This window comes from Streptomyces sp. NPDC049970 (assembly GCF_040660235.1).
GTDB lineage: Bacteria > Actinomycetota > Actinomycetes > Streptomycetales > Streptomycetaceae > Streptomyces.
In genome coordinates this window covers 338,809-360,040 of the sequence record NZ_JBFALP010000004.1, presented here as the reverse complement: position 1 = coordinate 360,040, position 21,232 = coordinate 338,809, and the positions used below count along the sequence as shown (strand labels likewise).

19 protein-coding genes are annotated in these 21,232 nt (G+C 71.9%); 7 read left to right on the top strand and 12 right to left on the bottom strand.

Translation table 11 applies throughout. From position 1 onward, the window contains the following. The first annotated feature begins 8 nt into the window (after positions 1-8). Positions 9-767 (top strand): decaprenylphospho-beta-D-erythro-pentofuranosid-2-ulose 2-reductase, encoded by a 759-nt coding sequence (locus tag AB0I83_RS10365; protein ID WP_356536339.1) that lies wholly within the window; start codon positions 9-11, stop codon positions 765-767. 65 nt (positions 768-832) lie between these two features. On the opposite strand, the gene AB0I83_RS10360 is transcribed toward AB0I83_RS10365, so the two are convergent. Beyond that, the gene (locus AB0I83_RS10360; RefSeq protein ID WP_363304290.1) at positions 833-1,423 is read right to left on the bottom strand and encodes a 2'-5' RNA ligase family protein; all 591 of its coding nucleotides are present in this window, start codon (positions 1,421-1,423) and stop codon (positions 833-835) included. A 90-nt stretch (positions 1,424-1,513) separates the two neighbouring features. Further along, entirely contained in the window at positions 1,514-2,527 is a 1,014-nt protein-coding gene (gene trpS, locus AB0I83_RS10355; protein WP_363304289.1) for a tryptophan--tRNA ligase, read from the bottom strand. Positions 2,528-2,902: 375 nt separating this feature from the next. On the opposite strand from trpS, the gene rocD reads away from it, so the two are divergent. Next, the gene (rocD, locus tag AB0I83_RS10350; protein WP_363304288.1) at positions 2,903-4,111 is read left to right on the top strand and encodes an ornithine--oxo-acid transaminase; all 1,209 of its coding nucleotides are present in this window, start codon (positions 2,903-2,905) and stop codon (positions 4,109-4,111) included. Between the two features lie 51 nt (positions 4,112-4,162). Here rocD and AB0I83_RS10345 read toward each other — a convergent pair whose 3' ends face one another. From AB0I83_RS10345 to AB0I83_RS10335, 3 genes are all read right to left on the bottom strand, one after another. Next, a complete protein-coding gene (locus AB0I83_RS10345; protein WP_363304287.1) occupies positions 4,163-5,353 on the bottom strand; it encodes a glutathionylspermidine synthase family protein in 1,191 nt (396 codons plus the stop codon). A gap of 7 nt (positions 5,354-5,360) precedes the next feature. Beyond that, positions 5,361-5,636 carry a hypothetical protein gene (locus AB0I83_RS10340; RefSeq protein ID WP_356532809.1) on the bottom strand — a complete coding sequence of 92 codons (276 nt, stop codon included), beginning with the start codon at positions 5,634-5,636 and terminating at the stop codon, positions 5,361-5,363. Positions 5,637-5,776: 140 nt separating this feature from the next. Next, positions 5,777-7,177, bottom strand: coding sequence for a PLP-dependent aminotransferase family protein (locus tag AB0I83_RS10335; protein WP_363304286.1), 1,401 nt, complete (start codon positions 7,175-7,177; stop codon positions 5,777-5,779). 47 nt (positions 7,178-7,224) lie between these two features. Between AB0I83_RS10335 and AB0I83_RS10330 the strand changes: the two genes are divergently transcribed. Together AB0I83_RS10330 and AB0I83_RS10325 are read left to right on the top strand one after the other, a co-directional pair. Next, complete coding sequence (locus AB0I83_RS10330; RefSeq protein ID WP_363304285.1) at positions 7,225-7,731, top strand: carboxymuconolactone decarboxylase family protein; 507 nt, start codon at positions 7,225-7,227, stop codon at positions 7,729-7,731. Between the two features lie 64 nt (positions 7,732-7,795). Continuing rightward, complete coding sequence (locus AB0I83_RS10325; RefSeq protein WP_363304284.1) at positions 7,796-8,539, top strand: isocitrate lyase/phosphoenolpyruvate mutase family protein; 744 nt, start codon at positions 7,796-7,798, stop codon at positions 8,537-8,539. Between the two features lie 86 nt (positions 8,540-8,625). Here AB0I83_RS10325 and AB0I83_RS10320 read toward each other — a convergent pair whose 3' ends face one another. From AB0I83_RS10320 to AB0I83_RS10310, 3 genes are all read right to left on the bottom strand, one after another. After that, entirely contained in the window at positions 8,626-9,615 is a 990-nt protein-coding gene (locus AB0I83_RS10320; protein WP_356532815.1) for a malate dehydrogenase, read from the bottom strand. 613 nt (positions 9,616-10,228) lie between these two features. Next, positions 10,229-10,915 carry a DUF3017 domain-containing protein gene (locus AB0I83_RS10315; RefSeq protein ID WP_363304283.1) on the bottom strand — a complete coding sequence of 229 codons (687 nt, stop codon included), beginning with the start codon at positions 10,913-10,915 and terminating at the stop codon, positions 10,229-10,231. 19 nt (positions 10,916-10,934) lie between these two features. Further along, positions 10,935-11,813 (bottom strand): bifunctional methylenetetrahydrofolate dehydrogenase/methenyltetrahydrofolate cyclohydrolase, encoded by an 879-nt coding sequence (locus tag AB0I83_RS10310; RefSeq protein ID WP_356532818.1) that lies wholly within the window; start codon positions 11,811-11,813, stop codon positions 10,935-10,937. A 232-nt stretch (positions 11,814-12,045) separates the two neighbouring features. Between AB0I83_RS10310 and AB0I83_RS10305 the strand changes: the two genes are divergently transcribed. Further along, the gene (locus AB0I83_RS10305) at positions 12,046-12,648 is read left to right on the top strand and encodes a hypothetical protein (protein ID WP_363304282.1); all 603 of its coding nucleotides are present in this window, start codon (positions 12,046-12,048) and stop codon (positions 12,646-12,648) included. Positions 12,649-12,714: 66 nt separating this feature from the next. On the opposite strand, the gene AB0I83_RS10300 is transcribed toward AB0I83_RS10305, so the two are convergent. From AB0I83_RS10300 to purN, 3 genes are all read right to left on the bottom strand, one after another. Continuing rightward, positions 12,715-14,166, bottom strand: coding sequence for a DUF2079 domain-containing protein (locus AB0I83_RS10300; RefSeq protein WP_363304281.1), 1,452 nt, complete (start codon positions 14,164-14,166; stop codon positions 12,715-12,717). 202 nt (positions 14,167-14,368) lie between these two features. Further along, a complete protein-coding gene (gene purH, locus AB0I83_RS10295; protein ID WP_356532823.1) occupies positions 14,369-15,922 on the bottom strand; it encodes a bifunctional phosphoribosylaminoimidazolecarboxamide formyltransferase/IMP cyclohydrolase in 1,554 nt (517 codons plus the stop codon). Then, positions 15,909-16,565: a phosphoribosylglycinamide formyltransferase gene (gene purN / locus AB0I83_RS10290; protein ID WP_356532825.1), complete on the bottom strand. Its 657-nt coding sequence runs from the start codon at positions 16,563-16,565 to the stop codon at positions 15,909-15,911. The genes purH and purN overlap by 14 nt, the downstream gene beginning before the upstream one ends. Before the next feature lie 238 nt (positions 16,566-16,803). On the opposite strand from purN, the gene AB0I83_RS10285 reads away from it, so the two are divergent. Further along, positions 16,804-17,811, top strand: coding sequence for a hypothetical protein (locus AB0I83_RS10285; RefSeq protein WP_363304279.1), 1,008 nt, complete (start codon positions 16,804-16,806; stop codon positions 17,809-17,811). A 21-nt stretch (positions 17,812-17,832) separates the two neighbouring features. On the opposite strand, the gene AB0I83_RS10280 is transcribed toward AB0I83_RS10285, so the two are convergent. Beyond that, positions 17,833-19,632, bottom strand: a complete 1,800-nt coding sequence (locus AB0I83_RS10280) for a DUF6350 family protein (protein ID WP_363304394.1) — start codon at positions 19,630-19,632, stop codon at positions 17,833-17,835. Positions 19,633-19,784: 152 nt separating this feature from the next. Between AB0I83_RS10280 and AB0I83_RS10275 the strand changes: the two genes are divergently transcribed. Further along, positions 19,785-21,128 (top strand): helix-turn-helix domain-containing protein, encoded by a 1,344-nt coding sequence (locus AB0I83_RS10275; RefSeq protein WP_363304278.1) that lies wholly within the window; start codon positions 19,785-19,787, stop codon positions 21,126-21,128. The last annotated feature ends 104 nt before the right edge of the window (positions 21,129-21,232 follow it).

Below are 21,232 nucleotides of genomic sequence, written 5' to 3'. Positions count from 1 at the left end.
GTTTTCCCGTGAAGGACGCCTTCGGTGCTCCGCAGTCCCTGCTCGTCCTCGGCGGCACCTCGGAGATCGGCCTGGCCACCGCACGTCGGCTGATCGCCCGCCGCACCCGGACCGTCCGGCTGGCCGGGCGGCCCTCCCCCGCCCTGGAGCGGGCCGCCGCCGACCTGCGCGAACTGGGAGCCGACGTCCGTACCGTCTCCTTCGACGCGCTCGACTCCGCCTCGCACGAGGAGGTGCTCGGGAAGCTTTTCACCGAGGGCGACATCGACATGGTGCTGATGGCCTTCGGCGTGCTGGGCGACCAGGCCCGTGACGAGGAGGAACCGCTCTCCGCGGTCCGGGTGGCCCAGACGAACTACACGGGGGCGGTCTCGGCGGGCCTGGTGTGCGCGGGCGCGCTCCAGGCCCAGGGGCACGGGTCGCTGGTGGTGCTCTCCTCGGTGGCGGGCGAGCGCGCCCGCCGCGCCGACTTCATCTACGGCTCCAGCAAGGCGGGGCTGGACGCCTTCGCACAGGGGCTGGGAGACGCGCTGCACGGCACCGGGGTGCACGTGATGGTCGTACGCCCCGGCTTCGTACGGACGCGGATGACGCGAGGGCGCGAGGAGACGCCGCTCGCCACGACCCCCGGGGCGGTCGCGGACGCGATCGTGACGGGTCTGGGGCGGCGTTCGGAGACGGTGTGGGTGCCCGGCGCGCTACGGGTGGTGATGTCGGCCCTGCGGCACGTCCCGCGTCCGCTGTTCCGGCGGCTGCCGGTCCGCTGAGCGCGGTCCCACGCGGGGCTTGCGTCCAGGCGCCCGGGGCGGAAGCGCCGCGAGGCGGTGGCCGGTCAGGGGCGGAGGGACGGCCGGTCCACGGAGCTGCCGCCCTGGGCAGGCACGGCGGGTGCGCCGCCACCGCCCCCGAACGGGAACTCGTTCACCTTGCGCCAGACACCGTCGGCGCCCTGTTCGTACAGCGCGAAGGAACCGCAGGTCCAGGCCGCCTCGTACGACGACAGCTCGTCGTACGCGCGGTCCATCGCCTCCTCCGCGATGCCGTGCGCCACCGTGACGTGCGGGTGGTACGGGAACTGCAGCTCGCGCACCAGCGGCCCGGAGGCCTCCCGGACCCTCTTCTGGAGCCAGGAACAGGCCGACGCGCCCTCGACCACCTGCACGAAGACGACGGGCGAGAGCGGGCGGAAGGTGCCCGTACCCGACAGCCGCATCGGGAAGGGGCGGCCGGCCGTGGCGATCTGCGAGAGGTGCGTCTCGATCGCCGGCAGGTCGGCCGCCTCGGCCTCGGTCGGCGGGAGGAGGGTGACGTGGGTGGGAATGCCGTACGCGGCAGGGTCCCCGAAGCTCGCGCGCCGCTCCTGGAGCAGGCTGCCGTAGGGCTCCGGGACCGCGATCGAAACGCCAAGCGTTACGGTCCCCACATCGTTCTCCTCAATCGTCGATCGTCTGTTCTCTGTCGTGCCGTCGCCAGTGTGGCCCCTTCGGCAGCAATCTCGCCAGGGTCCTTTGACTCAGTGCTTCGCCGGCAGAAGGCCCATCCGGTCGTAGGTGAGGGCCAGCGTCTCGGCGGCGACGGCCCGTGCCTTCTCCGCTCCCTTGGCCAGGAGGGAGTCCAGCGTCTCCGGGTCGTCCAGGTATTCCTGGGTCCGGGTCCGGAACGGAGTGACGAACTCCACCATGACCTCGGCGAGGTCGGTCTTGAGCGCGCCGTACCCCTTGCCTTCGTACTTCTGTTCGAGATTCGCGATCGTGGTGCCCGTGAGGGTGGAGTAGATGCCCAGCAGGTTGCTGACTCCGGGCTTCTTCTCCGCGTCGAAGCGGATCACGGTGTCCGTGTCCGTCACCGCGCTCTTCACCTTCTTGGCCGTGGCCTTCGGGTCGTCCAGGAGGTTGATCAGCCCCTTCGGCGTGGACGCCGACTTGCTCATCTTGACCGCCGGGTCCTGGAGGTCGAAGATCTTCGCCGTCTCCTTCAGGATGTACGGCGCGGGGACGGTGAACGTCCGGCCGAAGCGGCCGTTGAAGCGCTCCGCGAGGTCGCGGGTCAGCTCGATGTGCTGACGCTGGTCCTCGCCCACCGGCACCTGGTCGGCCTGGTAGAGCAGGATGTCCGCGACCTGGAGCACCGGATAGGTGAAGAGGCCCACGGTCGCCCGGTCGGCCCCCTGCTTGGCGGACTTGTCCTTGAACTGCGTCATGCGTGACGCCTCGCCGAAGCCGGTGAGGCAGTTCATGATCCAGCCGAGCTGGGCGTGTTCGGGGACATGGCTCTGGACGAAGAGCGTGCAGCGCTCGGGGTCGAGCCCCGCCGCGAGCAACTGGGCGGCGGCGAGCCGGGTGTTGGCGCGGAGCTCCTCGGGATCCTGCGGCACGGTGATCGCGTGCAGGTCCACCACCATGTAGAAGGCGTCGTGGGACTCCTGGAGCGCCACCCACTGGCGGACCGCACCGAGGTAGTTGCCGAGGTGGAACGAGCCTGCGGTGGGCTGGATTCCGGAAAGCACGCGGGGTCGGTCAGAGGCCATGCACTCATTGTCTCAGGTGTGGAACCGATCTCCGGCAACCGGTGCGGGAAAGACGTGAGGGCGCGGGGAAGGTCTCCACAGCCGGGCTCGGAGGGGGCCGTGCCATCTGGTGGATGAGACGAGAAACACGCTCCGCCCGGCAGGCCTGGCGCGGGCTGCGGCCGGTCGGGAGGCCGGCCCCCGGGGCGCGGATCCGGCGCCGTCCGAATCGGCGGACCCGGCGGTGGCCGCCCTGGCGGGCAGCGGGCGGCCACCGTACGGCAGCACCGCACCGCCAAGGCGCGCCGCAGAGTGAATGTTTCCCCGTCCCTGAACCGACCGACGATACAAAGTGGGCAACACCCCCGCCCACGCCGCACGACGAACGGAGATCCCGTGTCGACCACGGAAACCGCCATCGCCTCCGCCGAGGCGCACAGCGCGCACAACTACCACCCGTTGCCCGTCGTCGTCGCTTCGGCGGAAGGCGCGTGGATGACCGATGTGGAGGGCCGCCGCTACCTCGACATGCTCGCCGGCTACTCGGCGCTCAACTTCGGTCACGGCAACCGGCGCCTGATCGATGCCGCCAAGGCCCAACTCGAGCGCGTGACCCTGACCTCGCGGGCCTTCCACCACGACCGGTTCGCCGACTTCTGCACGCGGCTCGCCGAGCTCTGCGGCATGGAGATGGTCCTGCCCATGAACACCGGGGCGGAAGCCGTCGAGACGGCGGTGAAGACGGCACGCAAGTGGGGCTACCGCGTCAAGGGCGTCCCCGACGGCATGGCGAAGATCATTGTCGCCGCCGACAACTTCCACGGCAGGACGACCACCATCGTCAGCTTCTCCACGGACCACGAGGCGCGGGCGGATTTCGGACCGTACACACCGGGGTTCGAGATCGTGCCGTACGGCGATCTGACCGCCCTCGCCGCGGCGATGACCGAGAACACCGTGGCGGTGCTGATGGAGCCGATCCAGGGCGAGGCCGGGGTGCTGGTTCCGCCGCCGGGCTATCTGGCCGGGATGCGGGAGATGACCCGGGAGCGGAACGTGCTGTTCATCGCGGACGAGATCCAGTCGGGCCTCGGCCGTACCGGCAGGACCTTCGCGTGTGAGCACGAGGGTGTGGTGCCCGACATGTACGTGCTGGGCAAGGCGCTGGGCGGCGGCGTCGTGCCCGTCTCGGCGGTCGTGTCATCCGCGGCCGTCCTCGGCGTCTACCGGCCTGGCGAGCACGGGTCGACTTTCGGCGGGAACCCGCTGGCCTGCGCGGTCGCGCTGGAGGTGGTGGCGATGCTGCGCACCGGCGAGTTCCAGCAGCGCGCGGCGGAGTTGGGCGACCACCTCCACCGTGAGCTGGGGCTGCTGGCCGGCGGCGGCGCGGTGGAGGCCGTGCGGGGCCGGGGCCTGTGGGCCGGTGTGGACATCTCGCCGGCCATCGGGACGGGCCGGGAGATCTCGGAGAAGCTGATGGACCGCGGGGTCCTGGTCAAGGACACCCACGGCTCCACCATCCGGATCGCCCCGCCCCTGGTCATCAGCAAGGAGGACCTGGACTGGGGACTGGACCAGCTCCGCGCGGTCCTGGCGGCGGGCTGAGCGCGCACGGCGGGTGACGGGAGCCGGACTCGGGGCGGGGCGGGAGAGGTCTCAGAGGATGACGTGGGGCAGGAAGCGGGCGTACTCGTCCGTGACCAGTCCCGCGGACTCCCGGATGCCGAGTCCGGCGGCCTCGTCCCCGACCACCCAGGCGCCGAGGACCACGCGGTTGCCCGCGAAGTCGGGGAGCGGTGCCAGCTCCTGGTAGCAGCAGGGTTCGTCGCGCGGCGCGGTCGCGCCGCTCCCCGGCTCGTGGACGGTGACCCCGGCGCCCTCACGGCCGAGCAGGGGCTTGGCGACGTATCCCGCGCCGTCCGCGTCGGCCAGCTCGCGTGGACCGTCCAGGTAGGAGGGCAGGAGGTTGGGGTGGCCGGGGTAGAGCTCCCAGAGGACGGCCAGCAGCGCCTTGTTGGAGAGGAGCATCTTCCAGGCGGGTTCGATCCAGCAGGTGCTGCCGGTGCCCCCTCCGTTGTCGAGGGTGCTCAGCACATGCGGTCCGAAGCGGTCCGTCGTCAGCCACTCCCACGGGTAGAGCTTGAAGCAGCTGCGGATGAAGCGGAGCCGTTCGTCCACGAAACGGCCGGACAGCCGGTCCCAGCCGATCCGCTCGACGGAGAGGGCCCGGGTGTCGATGCCGGCCTGCGCGGCGGTCTCCCGCAGGTAGGCGACCGTCATCAGGTCCTCGCCGAGCTCGTCGCCGTCGGAATGCGCGAAGTGCAGAGGACCGGGCGGCAGGAGCGGTGCCTGCCGCTTCCACGCGTCGACAAGCCGCTCGTGCAGGGAGTTCCACTGGTCCGCGCCGGGGAAGCGGTCCTCCATCCAGAACCACTGGGGGCTGGCGGCCTCCACGAGCGAGGTGGGCGTGTCGGCGTTGTACTCCAGCATCTTCGCCGGCCCGGTGCCGTCGTACCGCAGGTCGAAACGTCCGTACAGGGAGGGGAGTTCGGCGCAGCGGTGCCACGACTCGGCGATCAGGCCCGCCAGGCGGGGATCGGTGATGCCGAGATCGGCGAAGCGGTCGTGGTCGACGATGTGCGCGGCGGCCGCCAGGCACATCGAGTGGAGTTCCTCCACGACCTCTTCGAGCGCCTCGACCTCGGGCAGCGAGAAGACGTAGTAGGCGCTCTCGTCCCAGTACGGACGCAGTGATCCGTCCGGGTAGCGGGTCAGGGGGTAGATCAGCCCCTGCTCCTCGACGGTCTCCTGCCAGCCGGGACGCGGTTCGATGGTGCGGCGTTCCACGGGGGTCTCAGCCGCCGCTGGAGTGGGAGGAGCCGAATCCGCCGCTGTCGACCGCGGACTTGTTGAAACTCCCGCCGGAGACCCTGTTGTTGTGGCTCCTGCCGCCGTAGTAGTAGTTGCCGCTGCCGCTGCTGTCCTCGCACTCGTAGCTGGGCAGGATCTCCTGGGTCACCGGGTCGACGCACCGCTCGTCCGGTTCCGAGCTGCAAGCGGTGAGCGTCGCCGCGAGTACTCCCATGCCGCCGAGCACCACGGTGCTCGACCTGAGTTTGCGCCTGGCCATGATCTGTTCTCCCCCGTCGTACCCACGGGCCGGTGCCCGTCTGCCCGTCTTTCTGCGAACTGCCAGTCAGATTAGATGCCTGATCCGCTTCACTGAAACCCGGTGGCACCGGTTCCTTCCTCACAGCCGGACATCCCTGCCTACGGCAGCACCCGGCAGAGCGCGTCCAGCGCTCCCGCCCAGCCGCTTTCCGAAGGTGTGCCGTAGCCGATGACCAGACCGTCGCGCCCCGGCCCGGTGTCGGGGTGCCGGAAGCGGGAGAGCCCCTCCAGCGCGAGTCCCTGCCAGTTGGCCGCCTGGACCACCGACTGCTCCGTGCCCTCCGGGAGTTCGAGCACGGCGTGCAGTCCGGCAGCGATACCGCTCACACGGAAGTCCGGCGCCCGCTCCGCCAGCGTCTCGACGAGCTGGTCGCGCCGGCGCCGGTAGCGCAGTCGCATGGCGCGCACATGCCGGTCGTACGCACCGGACGCGATGAACTCGGCGAGCGTCAGCTGGTCCGTCGCCCCCGTCATCCACTCGGGGCCGCCCTTGGCGGCGCACACCTCGCCCACCCACTCCCCCGGCAGCACCATCCAGGCCAGTCGCAGCCCAGGGGCCAGGGACTTGCTGGCAGTGCCCAGGTAGGCGACCCGTTCCGGATCGAGCCCCTGGAGCGCGCCCACCGGCTGGCGGTCGTAGCGGAACTCGCCGTCGTAGTCGTCCTCCAGGACCAGGCCGCCCGTGGACCGTGCCCAGTCGACCGCGGCGGCCCGCCGGTCGGGGTGGAGCGGAACTCCGGTGGGGAACTGGTGCGCAGGTGTCAACAGGGCCGCGCCCACGCGGCGCATCGATCCCAGCTCCCCGGTTTCGGCCCCGTGCTCGTCCACCGCGACGCACGGGGTGGCCAGACCCGCCGCTGTCAGGAGATTCCGGTGGATGTCGAGGCCGCGCGACTCCACGGCGGCCTCCCGCACACCGCGCTGCCGCAGCACCTTCCCGATCAGGCCGAGCCCGTGGACGAACCCGGAGCAGATCACGATGCGTTCCGGATCGGCGTACACCCCTCGCGCCCGCGCCAGGTAGCCGGCCAGCACGGTCCGCAGCTCGATGCGGCCCTGCGGATCGTCGTACCCGAAGGCCCGGTCGGGTGCGGCGGTCAGCGCGCGCCTCGACGCCCTGAGCCATTCGGCGCGCGGGAAGGCCGACAGATCCGGCGAGCCCGGCATCAGGCTGTGGGTGGGCCGTCGCCGCACCTGCCGGGCCGGGCCGCGGAGCGCCTTCGGCCCGGCCGCCCCGGCCCGCTGGGCGACCCGGGTCCCCGAGCCCTGCCGGGCGGTGAGCCAGCCCTCCGCGACCAGCTCGGCGTAGGCGTCGGCGACGGTGTTCCGGGCGATCCCCAGATCCACGGCGAGCGTGCGGGAGGAGGGCAGCCGGGTGCCGGGCGCCAGCCGACCCGTGCGGACGGCTTCCCGCAGCGCGCCCATGAGCCCGCTCCGCAGGCCGGAGCCGACCGGTTCGATATGCAGGTCGGCCCCGAAAGCGGCCCAGGAATCCGTCATGGAAATGGACCATACCGGTGCGCCATCCGACGACTAGCGTCCTACCCATGACGACGAACACACAGGCCCACGCGACCCCCGACCGCGCCCCCGAGCACCCGGTCCGCCTCCAGTGGGCGCAGCTCGCCCCCGAGGTGTACAAGGCCATGGTCCGGCTCGACGCAGCGTCCCGCAAGGGAGTCGACCCGACCCTGCTCGAGCTCGTCAAGATCCGCGCCTCGCAGCTCAACCACTGCGCCTTCTGCCTGGACATGCACTCGAAGGACGCGCTCGCGGCGGGTGAGTCCGTCGAGCGCATCGTCCAGCTGAGCGCCTGGCAGGAGTCGCTGCACTTCTACACTGACAAGGAGCTGGCGGCGATCGAGCTGACGGAGGCGGTGACGGTGCTGACCGACGGTTTCGTGCCGGACGAGGTGTACGCGAAGGCGGCCGAGCACTTCGAGGAGGCGGAGCTCGCCCAGCTGATCGCCGCCATCACCGTGATCAACGCCTGGAACCGCTTCGGTGTGACCTGCCGGCTGACCCCGGGCCACTACACGCCCGGCAGTCACTGATCCGCTCCACGAACGGGCCCGTCCCACCGCTCCCGCCCCTGTCCCCTGCCGTCCCGGAGTCCCGATGACCGAGCCCGTGTCCGAGTTCCGCGCACTGCACCACGGCCGCGCCCCCGGCGATCCGCTGGTGCTGCCCGGCCCGTGGGACGTACCGAGTGCGCACGCGTTCGAGGAAGCCGGATTTCCCGCGCTGGCCACACCGAGTGCCGGCATCGCCGCGTCCCTCGGGTACGCCGACGGGCACACGCCTGCCGACGAGATGTTCGCGGCGGTGGCCAGGATCACGCGGGCGGTGTCCGTCCCCGTGTCGGCGGACGTCGAGGCCGGCTACGGACTGGCCCCGGACGAACTCGTCGAGCGGCTGCTGGAAGCCGGTGCGGTCGGCTGCAACCTGGAGGACTCCGTCGACGGCGTCCTGCTGGACCGGCGAAGGCAGGCCGACCTGCTCGCGGAGATCCGCGCCGCGGCGGGCGGCCGCCTCTTCGTCAACGCCCGGGTGGACACGTACATCCACGGCACCCCGGACGCGACGGAGGCGGGGACGGAGGCGGACACGATCGCCCGCGCGCTGCTCTACGCCGAGGCCGGCGCGGACTGCGTCTATCCGATCCTGGCTCCGCCGGAATCCCTCCGCCGTACGGCCGCGGCCGTCGCCGTCCCCCTCAACGCCCTGGGCACCCCCGCCGACCCGTCCGCCACCCGCCGGCTGGGCGAACTCGGCGCTGCCCGGATCACCTTCGGCCCCCAGCTGCAGCGCGGAGCAGCCGAGGCCGTACGCGTCATGGCCGACCGGCTTCTCGGCCGCTGATCCCACGCGTGAGGGCGCCCCCGGCGGCAGTTGCCGCCGGGGGCGCCCTCACGCACTCCGGGGTCCGGCAGGTGGCCGGACTCCGGTCAGATCAGACCGAGCTCGCGGACGGCGTCGCGCTCCTCGGTGAGCTCCCGCACGGACGCGTCGATGCGCGCACGGGAGAACTCGTTGATGTCCAGGCCCTGGACGATCTCGTACTTCCCGTCCTTCGTGGTGACCGGGAAGGAGGAGATGATGCCCTCGGGAACACCGTAGGAGCCGTCGGAGGGGATACCCATCGAGGTCCAGTCGCCCTCGGCGGTGCCGTTGACCCAGGTGTGCACGTGGTCGATGGCGGCGTTGGCGGCGGAGGCCGCCGAGGACGCGCCACGGGCCTCGATGATCGCGGCGCCGCGCTTGGCGACGGTCGGGATGAAGGTGTCGGCCAGCCATGCCTCGTCGTTGACGACCTCGGCCGCGTTCTTGCCCGCGATCTCCGCGTGGAAGATGTCCGGGTACTGGGTCGCCGAGTGGTTGCCCCAGATCGTCAGCCGCTTGATGTCGGAGACGGCGGCACCGGTCTTGGCGGCCAGCTGCGAGATCGCGCGGTTGTGGTCCAGCCGGGTCATCGCGGTGAAGCGCTCGGCCGGTACGTCCGGGGCGGCGGCCTGCGCGATGAGCGCGTTGGTGTTGGCCGGGTTGCCGACGACGAGGACCTTGATGTCGTCCGCGGCGTTGTCGTTGATGGCCTTGCCCTGCGGCTTGAAGATGCCGCCGTTGGCGGACAGCAGGTCGCCGCGCTCCATGCCCTTCGTACGCGGGCGGGCGCCGACCAGGAGGGCGACGTTGGCACCGGCGAAGCCGACGGCGGGGTCGTCCGTGATCTCGATGTTGCGCAGCAGCGGGAAGGCGCAGTCGTCGAGCTCCATGGCAGTGCCCTCGGCAGCCTTGAGACCCTGCGGGATCTCGAGGAGTCGCAGGTTGACCGGCACGTCCGGGCCGAGCAGGTGGCCGGAGGCGATGCGGAAGAGCAGCGCGTAGCCGATCTGGCCGGCCGCGCCGGTGACGGTGACATTCACGGGAGTGCGGGTCATGGCGATCTCCGTTAGACAGCTGGCGGTGGGGGTCCCTGCCCCTGGTGCTGGACATCCCTGAATCTTGACGTGAAGAGATATCCAGCGGTCAGGCTATCCGACCCGCGCCGCACCGACCGCCCGCCCCCCTGTGGGACCGCGCACAGCCGGTCACCCACCGCAGCCGCCGTGCCCCCACTCCGGTGTGGCACACCGCGTCGGCCCGGACGGGGGCGTGGCGCGGGCCTCCACCGACTGTGACTCCCGGCCCACGGTTTCCGCGAACTGTCCGCCACACCGCATGGTTTCGGGATCCTGCCCGGTGCACGCGGCACCGCAGCGGCTCGGCGGGTTCCGAACGGCCCCCTGTCGTTGCCCAACGATCACAGAATGGCGGAATGGTCACTTCCGTGCCACAGGGACCAGGCATCTCTTGAACCCGCACCTCATGTCCATGACGCTTGGACCAGGACAGGGCAAGGCCGCTCAAGTCAGCGCATTCAGTGCTTCTCGCACTGGTGAGCCCGGTCCGGTGTCCGTCCCTTCTCGGGGGAGGGGACGGACACCACTCAGGTCCTCAGGCGGCCGTCGGACGGTCGTACGGCACGTCGCGTCCGGCACGTCGCACGATCCGCTAGCGGATCGTGAAGTGGACCACGTCCTGCAGGATCGGGACGTTCAGCCACGGCCTGGGCTGCGCCATCAGCGCGAGCAGCACGAGCAGCGTGCCCATCAGGCCGTAGGTGACCAGATCCGTGAACCGTGACCGCACTGCCAGCATCCCGACGGACGGGACCACCCAGCGCAGCACCGCCCCGGCGAGCAACGCGACGCCCATCAGCATCACGCCGATCCTGAAGGCGTGGGTGAAGGGATCGGTCCCCACGATCAGCAGCCCGACCCCGGCGGTGCAGAGCACCGTGAGCAGAGGCCACTGGCGGGCGGGAGCGGGCGCGTCTCCGGGAGCGGCACGGCCGCCGCCCTCGGGGCGAGCGGTGTCCCGGGTCAACGAGAAGCGCCGCGAGGGCTCCCAGGTCGATCCGCTGCCCCCGCCCTGCACTTCGGCCTCGTCCGTGTCGGCGGACCCATCCGTATCGGCGGACGCATCCGCGTCGGTGGGCCCATCCGCCTCCCCGGCCTCCCGCGACGACCCGGCCCGTTCGGACGTCACCGACTCCGACTCCTCAGCCGACCGGTCGGGGTTCGTACCGTCGGCGGCCCGCACACCTTCCGTGCGCCCGCCTTCCGTGCGCCCGCCTTCCGCGTGCACGCCTTCCGCTTCCGCGTGCACACCTTCCGCGGGACTCGTACCAGCACCCATGGCGTTCCTCCGGTCCGGGTCAGCCGGCGGATACGGCAGAGGCCTGGGCGGCGTCGCGTTCGGCCGCCTCGACCACGTTGACGAGCAGCTGGGCGCGGGTCATGGGGCCCACACCCCCCGGGTTCGGGGCGACCCAGGCCGCGACCTCGGCGACACCGGGGTGGACGTCCCCGACGATCTTGCCGTTCTCGTCCCGGCTGACACCGACGTCGAGCACGGCCGCGCCCGGCTTCACGTCCTCCGGCTTGATCAGGTGGGCCACACCGGCCGCCGCGACGATGATGTCGGCCTGCCTGAGGTGCGCCGACAGGTCACGCGTGCCGGTGTGGCACTGGGTGACGGTGGCGTTCTCGGACTTGCGGGTCAGCAGCAGCGGAAGCGGGCGGCCGATGGTGACACCACGTCCGACGACGACCACATGGGCCCCGTTGATCTCCACGCCGTGGCGGCGGAGCAGGGTGACGACGCCCTGGGGCGTGCAGGGCAGCGGGCCGGTCTCGTTCAGCACGAGCTTGCCCAGGCTCATCGGGTGGAGGCCGTCGGCGTCCTTCGCCGGGTCCATCAGTTCGAGGATGCGGTTGGTGTCGATCCCCTTGGGAAGGGGCAGCTGGACGATGTAACCGGTGCACTCGGGATCGGCGTTGAGTTCCCGTACGACTGCCTCGATCTCCTCCTGCGTGGCGGTGTCGGGGAGTTCACGCTGGATGGAACCCATGCCGACCTGGGCGCAGTCCCGGTGCTTGCCGTTCACGTACCAGCGGCTGCCCGGATCGTCGCCGACGAGCAGGGTCCCCAGGCCGGGTGTGATGCCCTGCGCCTTGAGGGCCGCCACGCGGACGGTCAGGTCGGACTTGATCGCAGCTGCGGTGGCCTTGCCATCGAGAATCTGGGCAGTCATGTCACCCATCCTCGCGGATGACCCCGCCCTCGTACCAATCCTGGTCTGCCACGCGGACACGAGATTGCACTTGCACAACGCATTGGGCGATCGACTGGACAGAATGACCGCGTCACGGCGACGATAAGGGGCGCGTAAGCGCGGACAGTGTCGGGGGGACTCCGTTCAGATCGCGTGCCGTTCCTCCGCTCGGGCCGCGTCGTCCCCATTTCCACAACGGAGGAATCTCGCCATGAGCTTCGGCGACCCCAACAACCCCTACGGCCAGCAGCAGGGCGGGCAGCCGGGTGGGCAGCCGGGCTACGGCTACCCCCAGCAGGCCCCGCAGGGTGTTCCCCAGCAGGGCTACGGCTACCCCCAGGCACCGCCGGTCCAGGGCGGCTACGGCTTCCCGGGCGGGCCGACCGAGATGCCGGGTGGGGTGAAGGCCGCCCGCGTGATGCTTTACGTGATAGCCGGACTCCAGGTCATCGGCGCGATCATCGTCGCCCTCGGTGCCGTCGCCGTGAGCGCGGCCAAGAACGACGCGACGCTCCAGGAGGACGTCCAGTTCCAGCAGCTCGCCGACTACTCGGGCGCCGTGCTGTGGGTCATGGTCGTCTTCGCCGTCCTGTGGGGTGTCTTCGCAGTCGTCCTCGCCGCCAAGTTCGGCAAGGGCGGCAACGGACTGCGCATCACGGCCATCGTCTTCGGCGTGATCACCGCTGTCCTGGGCATCTACCCCTTCGTCGTGGTCGGTCTCGTCCACACCGTCCTGGCCGTCCTGGTCGTGGTCTTCGTGGCGAAGTCCGACGGCAGCGCCTGGTTCAACCGCGGGCAGCAGCCGCAGTACTGACCCCGCACGCGCTCGCACGAAGGCCGTAACACCCGCACCCCGGGTCGCTTACGGCCTTCGGCCGTTTCAGGGCGCCTTCGTGGTCCGCTCCATGACCACGAAGGGCCCCGCCTCTCGTGTGATCCGGTACCGCGCCTCGGGGTGGAGCTGCTGGGCGTACTCCACCGGGTCGTCGATCGGGCTCGACCAGCCGAAGTCCAGGTTGATGGCGACGACGTCGGGCGCGGTGCCGGGTGCTCCGCCGACCCAGTAGACCGTGCGGTCCGCGGTCAGGTGCGCCATCAGCGTGATGTCCGTCTCGACCCGCGCGCCCACCGGGATGGCGCGCAGCGCCTCCTCGGCCGCGTGGGTGCGCGCGTCGGCACGGTAGGTCTCGGGGCGCAGCAGTTCGCGGAACGGGAGGTGCTGGGTGAGGGCGACGGCGACCGCCGTGGCGACCGGGACGGCGACGTTCGCGTACGAGACGAGCCACGGCCGCTTCGACCCCCGGCTGCGCCTGATGCCGTCGGCCATGGCCAGGAAGACCACCGGCATCAGGATCGCGCTGTAGTGCCAGACCATGCCCCAGTGGTTGGAGTCCTGGGAGAGCAGCCGCCAGCCGAGCGTGGGCAGGACGAGCAGGATCAGCGGGGAGCGGAGCGCCATGAAGGCGGTGATGCCGACCAGGAAGACCAGCATCTCGATTTTGACGGACGAGTCGAGCACCCCGAGGACGGAGTCGAACAGGGACACCCGCTCTCCGCCGTTCTCCTCGATCTTCTTCCAGTAGTCGTACGTTCCCGCGCTGCTGGCGGCCGGTATGAGGACCAGGACGGTCGCCGCGAACGCGAACACGCCGAAGGCCGCCAGGAGCAGGCCCTGGAGCCGGCGGCCGTGGAGGGCGAGGAGCCCGCCGACGACCGCGACGGTGACCCCGAGGTCCTCCTTGACGAGGACCAGGGGAAGCGCCCACAGGACGGCTGCCCGCCAGCGCTCCAGGAGAAGGGCGCGGCAGACGAGCGCGATCAGCGGGACGGCGAAGGCTATTTCGTGGAAGTCGGCCTTCACCGCCTCCTGAAGGCCCCAGGACAGCCCGTACGCGACGGTGGCGCAGAGGCCGGAACGGCCGCCGAGCACCTGCTGGACCGTGCGCCCGACGACCACGGCGGAGGCGGCGAACAGGGCGGCCTGTGCGAACAGCAGGGCGGCGGCGGACGGCCAGACCAGGTAGAGCGGGGCGAGGAGCGCCACCACGGGGCTGAAGTGGTCGCCCAGGATGAGGTAGCCGGGGCCCTTGATGTCGACGACCGGGGCGTTCAGACCGGCGTAGGCGCGCACTTCCTGCTCGAAGATGCCCAGGTCCCAGGAGGGCGACTGGAAGTGGCTGAAATGTACGTACGCGTAGAGGAAGTAGACCGCGCAGAGCAGGGTGGCGACGAGCAGGTAGGGGCGCAGCGGTGCCGGGTGGAGCGGGGTGGCGGCCTTGCTCGTGGGGGCCTTCCCCGGCACGTCGGTACCGCTCTGGTTCAGGTCGAGCACGATGCCCCCGCAACGAAATGCCTCAGTGGTCACTGCCGGCCGGACCGGTTCCACCGGCTGCGGCCCGACAAGGCCATTCATTAGAACAGAGGGGCGACCGCGGTCCGTAGTCCGGGACGCACCGCAGGCCGCACCCCGTGCGGGTGCGGCCTGCGGTCGTGTCACGAGTACCCGTGAGTGCGGTGGTGGCACCGCGGCGGTGTCAGTGGAAGAAGTGGCGGGTGCCCGTGAAGTACATGGTCACGCCGGCCTTCTTCGCGGCCTCGACGACCAGCTCGTCGCGGACCGAGCCGCCGGGCTGGGCCACGGCCCTGATGCCCGCGGCGGTCAGGATCTCCAGCCCGTCCGGGAAGGGGAAGAAGGCGTCGGAGGCGGCGTAGGCACCCCGCGCGCGCTCCTCGCCGGCCCGCTCGACGGCGAGCTTCGCGGAGTCGACCCGGTTGACCTGGCCCATGCCGACGCCGACCGAGGCGCCGTCCTTGGAGAGCAGGATCGCGTTGGACTTGACCGCGCGGCAGGACTTCCAGGCGAAGGCGAGCTCCCTGAGCTCCTCGGCGGAGAGCGCCTCGCCGGTGGCCAGGGTCCAGTTGGCGGGGTCGTCGCCGTCGGCCTGCAGCCGGTCGGTGACCTGGAGCAGCGCACCGCCGTCGATCGGCTTGACCTCGACGGTGGAGGACGGGGCGTCGGGGCAGCGGAGCACCCGGATGTTCTTCTTGCGGGCGAGGATCTCGACGGCGCCGTCCTCGTACGCCGGGGCCACGATGACCTCGGTGAAGATCTCGGCGACCTGCTCGGCCATCTCGGCGGTGACCGGGCGGTTGACGGCGATGACGCCGCCGAACGCGGAGAGCGGGTCGCAGGCGTGTGCGTTGCGGTGGGCCTCGGCGACGTCGTCCGCGATCGCGATGCCGCACGGGTTGGCGTGCTTGATGATCGCGACGCACGGCTCGGCGTGGTCGTAGGCGGCACGGCGCGCGGCGTCGGTGTCCGTGTAGTTGTTGTAGGACATCTCCTTGCCGTGCAGCTGCTCGGCCTCGGCGAGGCCGCCCTCGCCCGAGGTGTAGAGCGCGGCGGGCTGGTGCGGGTTCTCGCCGTAGCGCAGGACGTTCTTGCGCTCGTACGTCGCGCCGGAGAAGTCAGGGAAGCCGGAGTCGTCGGCGGCCGCGTAGCCGTCGGCGAACCAGGACGCCACGGCCACGTCGTACGCGGCGGTGTGCTGGAAGGCCTCGGCGGCGAGCCGCTTGCGGGCGGTCAGGTCGAAGCCGCCCGCCTTGACCGCCGCGAGGACGTCGGCGTAGCGCTCCGGGCTGGTGACGACGGCCACGGACGGGTGGTTCTTGGCGGCGGCGCGGACCATCGAGGGGCCGCCGATGTCGATCTGCTCGACGCACTCGTCGTCGGAGGCGCCCGAGGCGACGGTCGCCTTGAAGGGGTACAGGTTCACGACGACCAGGTCGAACGGCTCGACGCCGAGCTCGGCGAGCTGCTCGCGGTGGGCGTCCAGCCGGAGGTCGGCGAGGATGCCGGCGTGCACCCGGGGGTGCAGCGTCTTGACGCGGCCGTCGAGGCACTCGGGGAAACCGGTGAGCTCCTCGACCTTGGTGACCGGCACTCCGGCGGCAGCGATCTTCCCGGCGGTGGAGCCGGTGGAGACGAGCTCCACACCCGCCTCGTGCAGACCGCGGGCGAGGTCTTCGAGCCCCGTCTTGTCGTAGACACTGACCAGGGCGCGGCGGATGGGCTTATTCACCGACATGACCGAGATGAACCTTTCGTCCCTCAATGCGATAGCCGTCGCGGGCGAGCCGCCCCACGGCCTCGACGAGCAGCTTGCGCTCGACTTCCTTGATGCGTTCGTGGAGGGCGGCTTCGCCCTCCGCCGTCTCCTCTTCGGTCACCTCGACCACGCCCTGCGCGATGATCGGACCGGTGTCGACGCCGTCGTCGACGAAGTGGACGGTGCACCCGGTGACCCTCACGCCGTACGCGAGCGCGTCGCGCACGCCGTGAGCACCGGGAAAGCTCGGGAGCAGGGCGGGGTGGGTGTTGATGATCCGGCCGCCGAACTCGGCGAGGAACCCCTTGCCGACGATCTTCATGAATCCCGCCGACACCACGAGGTCCGGACGGTGCTCGGCGACGGCCGCGGTCAGCGCCGCGTCCCACTCCTCGCGGCTCGCGTACTCGCCGACCTTGCGGACGAAGGTCGGGAGCCCGGCACGCTCGGCGCGCTCGGCGCCGAGGGTGCCGTGGCGGTCCGCACCGACCGCGACGATCCGGGCGCCGTAGGCCTCGGGGTCGTCACCGATCGCGTCGAGCAGGGCTTGCAGATTCGTGCCTGAGCCGGATACGAGCACGACCAGACGGGCCGGAGCGGCGGAGGGGGGCGGGGAGGCCACGGCGGGGCCCTTTCTCGCGCGGTGGAGCTGGTACGCGATGTACGGGAGAGCGTTTGTATGGTCGTACGAATGAAGCTCGTCCCGCGATACGGGGAACTCTACGAACGGTCCGACCGTCAGCAACGATACCGGCACTCCCGGCGGCCCCCACGGGACGGGGGCGTGACCGGGAGGTAGCGTCAGGGGACAGGGAACCGCCCCCGGGCGGTAATGACGAGATGGGGAAGACGTTCACCACATGCCGGACCGCCTCCGCACCGCCTTCGGCCACCCGCTGCCCGCGCCGGCCTCCACGCTGATGCGGGAGCGCCAGCCCTCTTCGCCCGACTCATCACGGGACTCGGGGCCGGGAGCCTCCTCCGGCTCGGGGTCCCCGTCGGATTCCGCCTCGTCGCCGGGTCCGGAATCCGGCTCCGGGCCGGGGCCCTCGTCGGGTCCTGGCTCGAACGGGTCGAAGGGGTCGTCGGACTCGAAGGGGTCGAACGGGTCGTCGGGCTCGAACGATTCGTCCGACGACAACCCGTTCGCCGCGCCGCCCGAGGACCGGCCCGACCAGCCCTGGCAGCCGCGCCGCCCGAGCCGCACGACGGGCGACCACGACGGAACCGGCGACGGCCGGCCCGAGGACCGTCCTGCCTGGGGAAGCCAGTGGAGCGACCGGCAGCCGGGCCGGCAGGACAGCGGCTTCGGTGGCCGTCCCGGCAACACCGGCGGGCCCGGCGGCCAGGGCGACGGGCCCGAGGGCAAACCCGGCGGGCTGCGCTGGGACCCGACCGACCCCACGCAGCGGCGCGCCCGTTATGCGGTGCTGGGCGGCATGTGGGCGTTCTTCTTCGCCCTCTTCGACCTCCCCGAGATCGCGATGCTCCTCGGGGCACTGGCCGTCTACTGGTCGATCAGCGCGCTGCGTGGTGGACCGCGGAAGCCCGAGGCCGCACGTACCGGTGTCGCCGCGGTGTCCGGCGGAACCCCGGACCGCGCGACCGCGCCGGCCTCGCCCGCCGGAGCGCCGGGGGCCGGACAGTCGACCGGGCAGAGCACCGGCCGCCAGCAGACGACGGCGGCCGTGAGCGGTCTGGTGACGGCCCTGCTCGCCCTGGCGATCGTCGCCACCGGCTACACGGTTCAGCTGGTGTACCGCGACTACTACACCTGCGTGAACGACGCGCTCACCAAGTCCGGCGCCCTGGCCTGCAACGACAAGCTGCCGGATGCGCTGGAGCCCTTCTTCGGCGTCAAGAAGTAGCCCCACCCGCTCCGGAGGCCGTCACGGAGCGCTCTCGCGGCCCGGTTCCGGATGCCCCTCGGCGTCCGGGACCGGGCCGTCCGGCTTCTCGGGCCCGGTTCCGGACGCCGGTGCGGACGCGGGCTCGGGTGCCGACGGGGAGCCGGGCTCGGACGCGGGTGCCGTGCGATCGCGGCCGGCTTCGGCCGGCGGGACCGGCGCCGGCTCAGGTGCGGGGCCAGGCGCGGGGGCCGCACCGGGCGCCGGATCGACCGCCACCGCGGTGGCGTCCAGGGGCCCGGGAGCCGCACCGTCCGGCGGTACCGGGGCGGAGGGCGCGCCGGTCACCGGCTCCGGAACGGCCGGGAAGTCGGCCATCAGCCCACCCGAGCGCTTCCTGAGCGCGGCCCAGCGCGCTTTCCTCGCCCCGTCCTCGTGCCAGGAGCCCGCGGACAGGAAGTCGTACGGTTCGTCGTCCGCGTCCTTCGCCGTCTCCGGCGCCACCTCCGCAGCCTTCCCCGGCTTCCCTGCGGGTGTCCGCTCCGGCGCCGCGGGTTCCGCCTTCCCGCCCACCGCGTCCCGGCGCCATCCCCAACGGTTCTCCCGCAGCCGCCAGACCCTGAGCAGCAGTGCGGCCGGTACGCCGATCACGGCCGTCCACGCGAGTGCGGCAGGACCCACCAGCCACCACACCGGACCGAACTCGGCCAGCGCCCCGGTGCCCAGCGGCCCTCCCGACGCGGCGGCCAGGACTGCCGCGCCGATCCCGCAGCCCAGGGCGGCAAGTGCTGCCACGAGCGCCGTCCTCCCCTGCCCCCAGGCCTTCTCCCGGTCACCGCGCGCAGGCGCCGCCCCCCGCGCGGCACACCGGCCGACGGCCAGGCCGGCCGCGGCGGGAACCACGGCGGCCATCCAGTTCCACGCCGTCCCAGGGCCCTGTGACGGCACCGCCGCGAGCAGCGGGAAGTCCGGCAGCGCGGGGTGTCCGGCGAAGGCGAACGGGGTGACCGTGGACGCCGTACCGAGGGCGAACCCCGGACCGAGGCCGTACGCGGCCCCCCACACCGCCGCGTTCGGCACGAGCGCCGCGGCCAGCAGGAGCAGGGCGGACCGGCCCGCCCAGTGGCCCGAGAGCCCGAGCAGGGATTCCCTCGCGGCACCCGCGTGCCAGACCAGCGCCACCGCGAACAGCAGCGCGCCCCCCGCGAGCAGGGCCAGCACACCGGCGGCGGCGGACCGCAGGGCGGCCCCGGCGGCCGACCTGAAATCGGTTCGGGCCGCGGCCTCCTGGAGGCTGAGCGGCGCCCAGACCAGGAACGATCCCAGCGGACGCCCTCGCGCCACCCAGGTTCCCGCGGCGGCGGAACCGGTCACGACGACGGCGACGGGGAAGGCGAGCGTGGCCCGATCGACGGGCAGTCCACCGCCCCGCCCGTACGCCGCGGCCCCGAGCACCACCAGCAGGTAGCCGGCGCTCACCGCGCAGAACACCCCGACCGCCGAGTGCGTTTCCGTGGCCCCCTCGTCGGTCTCCGCCGAGTCCCGGGCCGCCCGGTGCACCAGCCACACGGGCAGCAGGACGAGCAGCAGGGGCACGGTCGCCACCGGTGCCGGATGCCCGCTGAGGGTGTCGGCCCGGACGAGTTCGCCGCCGTGGGCCAGCAGCCAGAGACCGGTGGCGACATGGAAGGCCCCCTCCGGCCCGCTGTCGGGGTACGGCGAGCTGATCCACAGCACCATGACCAGGACGGCCAGCGAACCGAGCCCGAGCCCTGCGGCGATCGCTCCGCGCGCGAAGGCGGAGGCCAGTACGGCGGACCTGCCCCGTTCGGCAGACAACATCGGGCTGCGCTGGGTCACTTGGGTCACGCGGCCATGCTGCCAACGACACGCGCTTATTTCGTGTAACGGGCGAACGGCCGCTGTGTCGCTCAATATACGTTTATGTACTTTTTCACCCATTGCAGTGCCGCCGCCGGGAACGGAGGCCGGCCATGACACGGGGCACCACCGGTCCGTCCCACGCCGCCCCGTTGCCCTCCCCCAAGGAGCGCCGCAGGCTGCGTGAGGCGAGGTCACTGAGTGAGGAGCAGGTCGCGGCGGCCGTGGGCGTGACACGCGCCACCGTCCGCGCCTGGGAGACAGGGCGCACCAACCCGCGAGGCCGCCGGCGTGCCGCGTACGCCAGGCTGATCGGCTCCGCCGAGCCCCGTACCGCATCCGATCCCTCCGTCGAAGCCACCGGGAGCAGCACGATGTCCCCGACCGAGCCCGGTACCGGCGCCACCGCGAGCGCCCCGACCGCACCAGCCACGGACACGACACCTGACACACCCACACCTGACGCCCTCTCACCGGATGGGGCGTCACCGGACACCTCGTCACCCGGTCCGGCGCGTACGGCCGGCCCGGCCCCGGAACCCTCCGACTCCTCGCCGACGAGCGCACCGGCGGCCGCACCGGCGACGAGCGCACCGGAGGGCAAGGAGCAGCCCCCCGCCGCGCAGACCCCGCCGGGCCTCACGGCCGAGGCGGCGTTCGACTCCCTGTACGGCCGAACGGCGCCCGGCCTCACCCGTCAGATGTATCTGCTGACGGGCCGCCGCCGGCTCTCCCGGGAGGCCGTCGAGCACGCGTTCAGAAGCGCCTGGCAGCGCTGGCCCGAGGTCGCCAGGGACCGCGACCCGGCGGGCTGGGTACGGGCGGCGGCGTACGAGTACGCGATGTCGCCCTGGCACCGCCTGCGCCGTGCCCACCGCCGCGCCGACGCACCGCCCGGGGAGCCCGGGAGGAAGGCACTGCTCGACGCGCTGCTCAGCCTGCCTCCGGCGTACCGCCGCACGCTGCTGCTCCACGACGGCGTGGGGCTGGGGCTTCCGGAGACGGCCGCCGAGACGGAGGCCAGTACCTCCGCCGCGGCGAGCAGGTTGATCAACGCCCGGGCGGCCGTCGGCGAGCGGCTCCCCGAGCTGGCCACGCCCGCGGAATCCGGGAGGCAGACCGCGCTGTTCCGGGAGCGGCTCGGTGCTCTCGCCCTGGCCGAGGACGTGCCAGAGCCTCCGGCGGCCCCGTCGGTACGCAGGGGCGGCGAGCGCGTCGCGCGGCTCTGGACGCGGGCGGCGGTCTGTTTCGGGGTGCTGCTCATCGGGACCACGGCCTTCACGCTGCGCACGGCCCCCACGCAGTACGAGCAGCCTCTCTCGCCCCCCGAACGGGTGGGCGGCGTGCCTCCGAGGGGCGGACCGGAGCGGCTGACACCTCAGGACCTGAAGTTGCAGAAGGCGCTGCGGGAGAAGCTCGTACACGGACCGGAACGACTGGTTCCCCGCATCCCCTGAGACGCGTTCTCCGGCCGGCACTCCCTGACCGATGCTCCCTGGCCGACGTTCCCTGCTCCGCCCGCCCCGACGCGCGTGGGCACCGGTGTCCGCTCCGCCGTCCG